Genomic DNA, 8,092 nt, shown 5'->3' with positions numbered 1-8,092 from the left:
CCCCGTGACCGAGCGCACGGTAGCGCCCGAGCCTCCGCCGGCGGGCGACTGTGACTCCCCGTGTCGCGTCGTGACGGACCGTGACGCATCGCGACGGCGCGTTTCCGCCGAGATGAAGGCGGTGCCGACGTCGCCCTAGCTTCGGCTGCACTCCCGTCCCGACCCAGAGAGGCCCGCCCATGAGCGCTTCCACCGCGACCGCCCCGCGCACGGGCCTGTCCGCCCTGCTCGACGACATCGAGCGTGACGCCCCCGGCATCGAGGTGCTCCCGCCGTCCGCCGACACCGCGGAGTACGCGCACGACGCGGGCACCGCGCCTCGAAGCGGCACCAGCGCGACGGACGGTCCCGCGGTCGCCTTCCCGACCACCGTCGGCGAGGTCCAGCAGCTCGTGCGCCTCGCCGCGCGTCACGGCGTGAGCATCGTCCCCCGGGGCGCCGGCACCGGCCTCTCCGGCGGCGCCGTGGCGCACGCCGACCAGCTCGTGATATCGACCGACCGCCTGGACCGGATCGTCGAGGTCTTACCCGCCGACGAAGTCGCGGTCGTCGAGCCCGGTGTCCTCAACGCCGCGCTCAACGAGCACCTCGCCCCGCTCGGCCTCTTCTACGCCCCCGACCCCGCGAGCTGGCGCATCTCGACCATCGGCGGCAACATCGCCACCAACGCCGGGGGCCTCCGCTGCGCCAAGTACGGCGTCACCCGAGAGTCGGTGCTCGCCCTCGACGTCGTCCTCGCCGACGGGAGCCTCGTCTCGATCGGCCACCGCTCGATCAAGGGCGTCACCGGGCTCGACCTCGTGTCGCTGTTCGTCGGGTCGGAGGGGGTGCTCGGCATCGTCGTCGGCGCGACCGTCCGCATCCGTCCCCTCCCCGTCGCCCGGCGCACGGTGACGGCGTTCTTCGAGTCGACCGCCGCGGGGGCCGCGGCCGTCGGTGCGATCACGGCCTCGCGCGTGCGCCCGAGCGTGATCGAGTTCCTCGACGAGCCGACCCTCGAGGGCATCGACGCGGCGAACGATTCGGGCCTTCGCGCCCGCGGCGCGGCCCTCCTGCTCATCGAGCTCGACGGGTTCGGCATCGACGAGCAGACCGCCGAGCTGACGACAGCGCTCGCCGCCGCCGGCGGGCGCGTGCAGGTCGAGAGCGAACCGGATGCCGAGGTCCTCTGGGAACTGCGACGTTCGGGGCGGCGCTTCGACGAGGGATCCTGGTTCGCCGGCGGAGACGTCGCGGTACCGAAGTCGCGCATCGCCGAGGTCTTCGCGGGCTTCCCCGCCATCGCGGCGCGCCACGGGGTGGCGGTCAGCGCCGTCGCCCACGCCGGCGACGGCAACCTGCATCCCGTCGTCACCCTTCCGATCCCGGCGGGTGCCGACCCCTCCCTCGTCCCGGCGGCGCTGCATGACGCCACCGACGACATCGTGCGCGCCGCCCTCGCGCTCGGCGGAACCGTCAGCGGCGAGCACGGCATCGGCACGGTCAAGCGCGCGCTCGCCGCCGAAGAGCTCGCCGCGCGCGTGCGGTCGGCTCAGCTCGCGATCAAGGACGCGCTCGATCCCGCCGGTCTCTTCAACCCCGGCAAAGCCCTGTAACCCGTTCTGCACAGCACGTTCCCACAGCACAAGGACCCCTCCATGACCACTCGCTTCCGACGCCTCCTGGGCGTCGCCTCCGCCCTCACCGTCGGCGCCGTTCTCCTCAGCGGATGCGGCGCGGGAACCGCGGCGGGCCCGGCCGAGAACGCCGCCCCGAAGCCCGGCGGCGACCTCGTGTTCCTCATCGACTCGCTCGGCGCCACCTGGATCCCCAACAACAGCTCCATCTCGAGCTACCAGGGCCAGATCTGGGGCAACGTGACCGACAAGCTCGTCTACGTCGACGCCGAGGGCAACCTCAGCCCGTGGATCGCGGAGAGCTGGGACGAGAACGCCGACAAGACGCAGTTCACACTCCACCTCAAAGAGGGCGTGACCTTCTCGGACGGCACACCCCTCGACGCAGCCGCGGTCGTCGCGAACATCGACATCTGGGCGAAGGGTCGGCCCGACGAGGGCATCAACCGCATCGGTCTGTTCCCCTCGGCCAACTACGCGGGTGCCGAAGCGGTGGATGCCACGACGGTGAAGGTGTCGTTCTCGGCACCGACGCTCAGCTTCATCCCGACGCTGGCGTACCACGGCTCGATCCTCCTGTCCCCGGCGACGCTGGCGCTCCCCGCCGACCAGCAGGCCGATCTCACGAAGGACATCGGCAGCGGCCCGTTCACGGTCGAGAAGGTCGCCGAGGGCGACAGCGTCGTTCTGAAGAAGCGCGACGACTACGACTGGGGTCCCGAAGCCGTCGGCCACGAAGGTGCCGCGTACCTCGACACGATCACCTACAAGCAGGTCGCGGAGCCCACGCTGCGCACCGCCTCGGTCGAGTCGGGCCAGGCGCAGGTGGCCTACAACGCGAGTCCGCAGGACCTCGACGCGCTGAAGGAGGAGGGGCTGACCGTCGAGACCCCGCGTTACCTCGGTTTCGTCAACGGCTATGCGCTCAACACCTCCGTCGCCCCCTTCGACGACGTGAAGGTGCGCCAGGCCGTGCAGCATGGCATCGACCGCGACCAGATCCTCTCGACCGTCTACACCACGGACTGGCACGCGGCCGAGTCGCTGTTCCAGAGCACCGTGCCCGAGGCGACCGACCACAGCGCCGACTTCGCGTACGACCCCGACAAGGCTGCGGCCCTGCTCGACGAGGCGGGCTGGACGAAGGGCGCCGACGGCGTGCGCACGAAGAACGGGCAGAAGCTGTCGTTCACGCTCTACCCCAACCCGTACCTGCAGGCCTCGCAGTCGGTCGACGAGCTCGTCGACCAGCAGCTCACGAGCCTCGGCTTCGAGGTGAACCTCGAGACCTACGACGTGCCGACCTACGGCCAGAAGGTGATCGGCAACGCCACGGTTCCCGCGACCGAGATCACGCGCAGCTTCGTGGATGTCGGCACCGTCGCCGGGGTCCTCACCTCGCAGAAGAAGGGCGACGAGGACTGGTTCAAGCTCGGAACCTCGGATGCCACCCTCAACGACCTCTCGACCCGCATCGCCACGGCCACCGACCGCGACGCCCGCGCGAAGGTCGCCGACGAGCTGCAGGGCTACGTGCTCCAGCAGGGCTACTTCGTGCCCCTCACCCAGATCGTCCAGCGCGTCTACGTGCAGTCGCCCGAAGTGAGTGGCGTCAGCTACAACGGCCTCGCCTACGCGTACTACCTGGGCACCTGGCTCAACAGCTGACATCGGACAGGGGACGGATGCCACGGCATCCGTCCCCGTACCCGTTCCACCGAGACGAGAGGAGGAGAGCATGCTCCGCACCTACGGCCGCTTCGCGCTGCGCCGCACGGGCCAGGCGCTCGTCGTCGTGCTGCTGGCGTACCTGTTCACGTTCTTCGTGATCAGCATCCTGCCCGGCGACCCGATCACGAGCACCCTGCGCAATCCCGATAACGGCTTCACCGAAGACGACATCGCCCGCATCGTGGCTTATTACGGCCTCGACCAGCCGTGGTGGGTGCAGCTGGGCTCGTCGCTGGGTCGCTTCGTGGTGGGAGATCTGGGCGTCTCGCTGCGCTCGAACCTGCCCGTCGGAACCCTCGTGCTCGACGCTCTGGGGTCCACACTCAGCCTCGCGGGTGCCGCCCTGCTGGTCGCCATCGTGCTGGCCGTCGTGATCGCATACGGCACACAGTTCCTGCCGCCGCGATTCGGCCAGGGCGTCTTGCGTTCCCTGCCCTCGCTGTTCCTCTCGGTGCCGAACTTCGTCATCGGCCTGCTGCTGATCCACGTGTTCGCCTTCGGTCTCGGACTGTTCAGCATGATCGACACCGAGACGCCCTGGGGCACGTTCTTCGCGGCGGTGGCTCTCGGCATCCCGGTCTCGGCGCAGCTCGCCGAGGTGCTCATCGCCTCGCTCGACCACGAGTCGCGGCAGGAGTACGTCGCGGTGGCCCGCTCGCGCGGCCTCGGGCAGGGTGCGATGTTCCTGCGCCACCTCGTGAAGCCCTCCGCGCTGCCGACGGTGACGGTGCTCGCGCTGATCGTCGGCGAGCTGCTGGGCGGCGCGCTCATCACCGAGGCGATCTTCGGCCGCGTGGGCATCGGCACGCTCGTCGAGCAGGCCGTGGCCAGCCAGGACCTCCCGGTGCTGCAGGCGGTGGTCTCCCTCGCCGCGATCGTGTTCGTGGTGGTGAACCTCCTCGCCGACCTCGCCTATCCGCTGCTCGACCCCCGCGTGTCGATCGGGGCGCGCGGGCGCACGGCGAGCGCGGCTCCCCAGGACGATCCCGCGCCGCTGCTGCGCGAGGAAGTGAGCATCGTATGACCGCCACCCTCACCGCCGCCCCGGCGCGGGCGGCGAACGCTCGCGCGCGTGGCATCCGTCTCTCCGTCCCGATCGACGTCATCGTCTCGTTCGCGGTCGTCGCCGTGGTACTGGCCTTCTCGATCGCGCCCGCGCTCTTCACCTCGCAGAACCCCGCGCAGGGAGTACCCGCCGACAAGCTCCAGGCACCCAGTGCCGCACACCTGCTCGGCACCGACCACCTCGGCCGCGACCTGTTCGCCCGGATCGTGTTCGGTGCGCAGTCCTCGGTCACGAGCGCCCTCGTCGCCGTGGCGATCGGGGTCGTCGTGGGCGGGCTCATCGGGCTGCTCGCCGGCTTCCTCGGTTCGTGGACCGACACCGTGCTCGCGCGTTTCGTCGACGTGCTGCTCGCGATCCCGGCGTTCCTGCTCGCGGTCGTGATCGTCAGCTCGCTGGGCTTCCAGACCATCAACGCCGCGATCGCGACGGGCGTCTCGGCCGTGGCGGTGTTCGCCCGGGTGATGCGATCCGAGGTGCTCCGCGTGCGCTCCTCGGTGTTCGTCGAGGCCGCGCGGCTGCAGGGCGGCACGACCCTTCACGTACTGTTCCGGCACGTGCTCCCCAATGCCTCGCGCTCGCTGATCCCTCTCGCGGTGCTGCAGTTCGGGCTGTCGATCCTCGTGATCGCCGGGCTCGCGTTCCTCGGCTACGGCGATCCACCCCCGGCATCCGACTGGGGTCTTCTCATCTCGGCGGGCAAGGACTATCCGCGCGCGCCATGGCTCGTCGTCTGGCCCGCCCTGGTCACGGTGGCGACCGTGCTCTCGATCAACCGCATCAGCCGCTGGCTCCGGAGGACGTCATGACCACCACTCTTCCTGTGCACTCTGACGCGCACACCACGACCGCGCTCCTGGCGGTCGAGGGCCTCTCCGTCGCCTACGGTCGCACCCCCGTGGTGCACGAGGTCTCGTTCGCGATCCCGCGGGGCGGCAGTCTCGCCCTCATCGGCGAGTCGGGGTCGGGCAAGTCGACGATCGCGCGCTCGATCCTGCGCCTGCTGCCGCGCGGGGCGGCGACCGCACGCGGGACGATCGCGTTCGAGGGCGACGACCTGCTGGGGCTGTCGGAGGCGCGGTTCCGCCCGTACCGGGGGCGCCGCATCGGCTTCGTCCCGCAGGACCCGTCGCACGCGCTGAACCCTGTCCGCACCGTCGGGTCGCAAGCCCACGAGGCGGCGGCTCTCGCGGGGTTCTCCGACGCCCGTGCCCAGCGCGCGGCGATCCTCGACGTGTTCGCGCGCGTGGGCCTGCCTGACCCCGCGCGCGTGTACGGGGCGTACCCGCACCAGCTCTCCGGGGGGATGCTCCAGCGCGTGCTCATCGGTCTCGCGGTGCTGCCGCGCCCCGACCTGCTCGTCGCCGACGAGCCGACCAGCGCCCTCGACGTCACGATCCAGAAGCGCATCCTCGACCTGCTCGACGACCTGCGCGAGGATCTCGGCATCGGTCTGCTGCTCGTCACCCACGACCTCGCGATCGCGGCCGAGCGCACCGACGAGATCGTCGTGCTGAAGGACGGGCGGGTCCAAGAGGCCGGGGCCACCCGCGAGGTCTTCGCCGCCCCCACTTCGCCGTACACGGTGCAGTTGCAGGCCGACGCTCCCGCGCTGAACCCCGACCGCTACCGCCGCGACGCCGACGAACGCGGAGTCGACGCGTGGACCACCGACACCACCGCGACCCGTATCGACGTGCGCGACGTGTCGAAGAGCTTCGTGGTCGACGGGGTGGCCCGCGCCGCCGTCTCGGGCGTCTCGTTCCGCGTCCCGCCCGGCACGACGCACGCCCTCGTGGGGGAGTCAGGCTCGGGCAAGACCACCACGGTCCGTCTGCTGCTGGGACTCGAGAGCCCGGACGCCGGAGAGATTTTCGTCGACGGCGTCGCGGTCTCGGGCCGGACGCCGGCGGAGCTCCGCGGCATCCGTCGGCACCTCCAGCTCGTCTACCAGAACCCCTTCACCTCGCTCGATCCCACGTGGAGCGTCGGGAGGATCGTGCGCGAGCCCCTCGACCAGTACCGGATCGGCACGCGCGCCGAACGGGCGGCGAAGGTGACGGAGGCTCTGGATGCCGTCGGCCTCCCGCCCCATCTCGCCCGCCGCCGTCCCGCCGAGCTGTCGGGCGGCCAGCGTCAGCGCGTGGCCATCGCGCGCGTCCTCGTGGTCGAGCCCGACGTGATCGTGCTCGACGAGCCGACTTCGGCTCTCGACGTGACGGTGCAGGCCGGGGTGTTCGACGTGTTGCGTCGCCTGCAGCGCGAGCGGGGGCTCACGTACCTCTTCGTCTCGCACGATCTCGCCCTCGTGCGCCAGATCGCCGACACGGTGTCGGTGCTGAAAGACGGGCGGGTGGTCGAGGCCGGCCGCGTCGCCGACGTGCTCTCGCACCCCCGCGAGGAGTACACCCGCGCCCTCGTCGACGCCATCCCCGCCCCTGACCTCCGGAGTTCCCGATGACCGTTCTCGCCCCCTCCCGACCCGCGCTCGTCCGGGCCTTCAGCGCGCCGAGAGGCTTCGGCGACCAGACCCTGCGCGATCGCCGCCCGGACGCGATCGAGCTGCTCGGCGGCATCCCGGATCCCTCCGTGCTGCCGACCGCCGAGCTGGCCGAGGCGACCGCCCGGGTGCTGAGCGCGCCGGGGGCGCCGTCGCTGCAGTACTCGCGCACCGAGGGCATCCCGGCGCTGCGCGAATGGATCGCCGCGCACGAGGGCGTGCCCGTGGACCGCGTGCTCGTCACCAACGGCGGCTTCCACGGCCTCGCGATCGCGGTGCAGACGGTGCTGGAGCGCGGCGACCTCGTCGCGGTCGACAACCCCGTGTTCCCGCTGTTCCTGCGGGGCCTCGAGCTGGCCGACGCGCGGGTGCTCCCCATCCGCGTCGGCGCCGAGGGACTCGACGTCGACGCGCTCGCCGCGGAACTGCGGGCCGGCGCGCGTCCCGCCGCGGTTTACACGGTGCCGGAGTTCCACAACCCCTCGCAGTCGTCTCTTCCCACGGCCCGCCGCCGCGAGCTGGTCGACCTCGCCGAGAAGTACGGCTTCGTCGTGTTCGCCGACGACCCGTACCGCGAACTGCGCTTCGCGGGAGAGCCCGAGTCGCTCGCTCCGTTCCACGACTCCGCCCACGTCATCCACGTGAACACCTTCACCAAGACACTGGGTCCGGGGCTCCGCCTCGGGTGGGTCGTGCTGCCCGAGCGCTTGGTCCCGGATGCCGTGGCCCTGCGCAGCCGCCAGGATTCGCACTCGTCGACTTTCGTGCAGGCGGTGGTCGCGGAACTGCTGACGAGCGACGCCGGGCTCTTCGACCGGGTGCTCGGGCGGGCGCGGGCGCTGTACCGGTCGCGGGCTCATGCTCTGGCCGATGCGCTCTCGGCATCCGGAGCCTTCGACGTGACCGTGCCCGACGGCGGGTTGTTCCTCTGGCCGCGTCTGAACGACGACTCCCTGGACGCCGATCGGCTCGCCGCCGACGCGAGCGCCGAGGGCGTCGAGTACCAGCGCGGCTCGTTCTTCCCCTCGGGGCCGGGGACGGATGCCGACCGGCACCTGCGCCTCGCCTACGGGGACACCTCGGAGGAGCCGCTGCGCGAGGCCGCGGCGCGGCTGGGGCGTGCGGTGGCGCGGCAGCGCTGACCCGCCCGCCGCGGCCCAGCCCGTGGTGCCCCCGGCCGCG

Annotated in this window: 6 protein-coding genes; all 6 read left to right on the top strand. The window is 71.5% G+C overall.

Translation table 11 applies throughout. The features are described 5' to 3' along the window. The first annotated feature begins 179 nt into the window (after positions 1-179). Positions 180-1,595: an FAD-linked oxidase C-terminal domain-containing protein gene (locus P2P98_RS06845; protein WP_275798419.1), complete on the top strand. Its 1,416-nt coding sequence runs from the start codon at positions 180-182 to the stop codon at positions 1,593-1,595. A gap of 42 nt (positions 1,596-1,637) precedes the next feature. Next, positions 1,638-3,284 carry an ABC transporter substrate-binding protein gene (locus P2P98_RS06840; RefSeq protein WP_275798417.1) on the top strand — a complete coding sequence of 549 codons (1,647 nt, stop codon included), beginning with the start codon at positions 1,638-1,640 and terminating at the stop codon, positions 3,282-3,284. Between the two features lie 70 nt (positions 3,285-3,354). Then, positions 3,355-4,371: an ABC transporter permease gene (locus P2P98_RS06835; protein WP_275798415.1), complete on the top strand. Its 1,017-nt coding sequence runs from the start codon at positions 3,355-3,357 to the stop codon at positions 4,369-4,371. After that, positions 4,368-5,219, top strand: a complete 852-nt coding sequence (locus P2P98_RS06830; RefSeq protein WP_275798413.1) for an ABC transporter permease — start codon at positions 4,368-4,370, stop codon at positions 5,217-5,219. Before P2P98_RS06835 ends, P2P98_RS06830 begins: the two co-directional genes overlap by 4 nt. Beyond that, positions 5,216-6,871, top strand: a complete 1,656-nt coding sequence (locus P2P98_RS06825; RefSeq protein ID WP_275798411.1) for an ABC transporter ATP-binding protein — start codon at positions 5,216-5,218, stop codon at positions 6,869-6,871. Before P2P98_RS06830 ends, P2P98_RS06825 begins: the two co-directional genes overlap by 4 nt. Beyond that, positions 6,868-8,052 (top strand): PLP-dependent aminotransferase family protein, encoded by a 1,185-nt coding sequence (locus P2P98_RS06820; protein WP_275798409.1) that lies wholly within the window; start codon positions 6,868-6,870, stop codon positions 8,050-8,052. The genes P2P98_RS06825 and P2P98_RS06820 overlap by 4 nt, the downstream gene beginning before the upstream one ends. Positions 8,053-8,092 lie beyond the last annotated feature (40 nt).

Source organism: Microbacterium sp. Kw_RZR3 (genome assembly GCF_029222405.1).
Taxonomy (GTDB): domain Bacteria; phylum Actinomycetota; class Actinomycetes; order Actinomycetales; family Microbacteriaceae; genus Microbacterium.
This window is presented reverse-complemented; position numbering and strand designations above follow the sequence as displayed.

What these genes read in the sequence shown, in the direction of transcription:
- P2P98_RS06845 (WP_275798419.1), top strand. Translation starts at nt 180, where the DNA reads ATGAGCGCTTCCACCGCGACCGCCCCGCGCACGGGCCTGTCCGCCCTG.
- P2P98_RS06840 (WP_275798417.1), top strand. Translation starts at nt 1,638, where the DNA reads ATGACCACTCGCTTCCGACGCCTCCTGGGCGTCGCCTCCGCCCTCACC.
- P2P98_RS06835 (WP_275798415.1), top strand. Translation starts at nt 3,355, where the DNA reads ATGCTCCGCACCTACGGCCGCTTCGCGCTGCGCCGCACGGGCCAGGCG.
- P2P98_RS06830 (WP_275798413.1), top strand. Translation starts at nt 4,368, where the DNA reads ATGACCGCCACCCTCACCGCCGCCCCGGCGCGGGCGGCGAACGCTCGC.
- P2P98_RS06825 (WP_275798411.1), top strand. Translation starts at nt 5,216, where the DNA reads ATGACCACCACTCTTCCTGTGCACTCTGACGCGCACACCACGACCGCG.
- P2P98_RS06820 (WP_275798409.1), top strand. Translation starts at nt 6,868, where the DNA reads ATGACCGTTCTCGCCCCCTCCCGACCCGCGCTCGTCCGGGCCTTCAGC.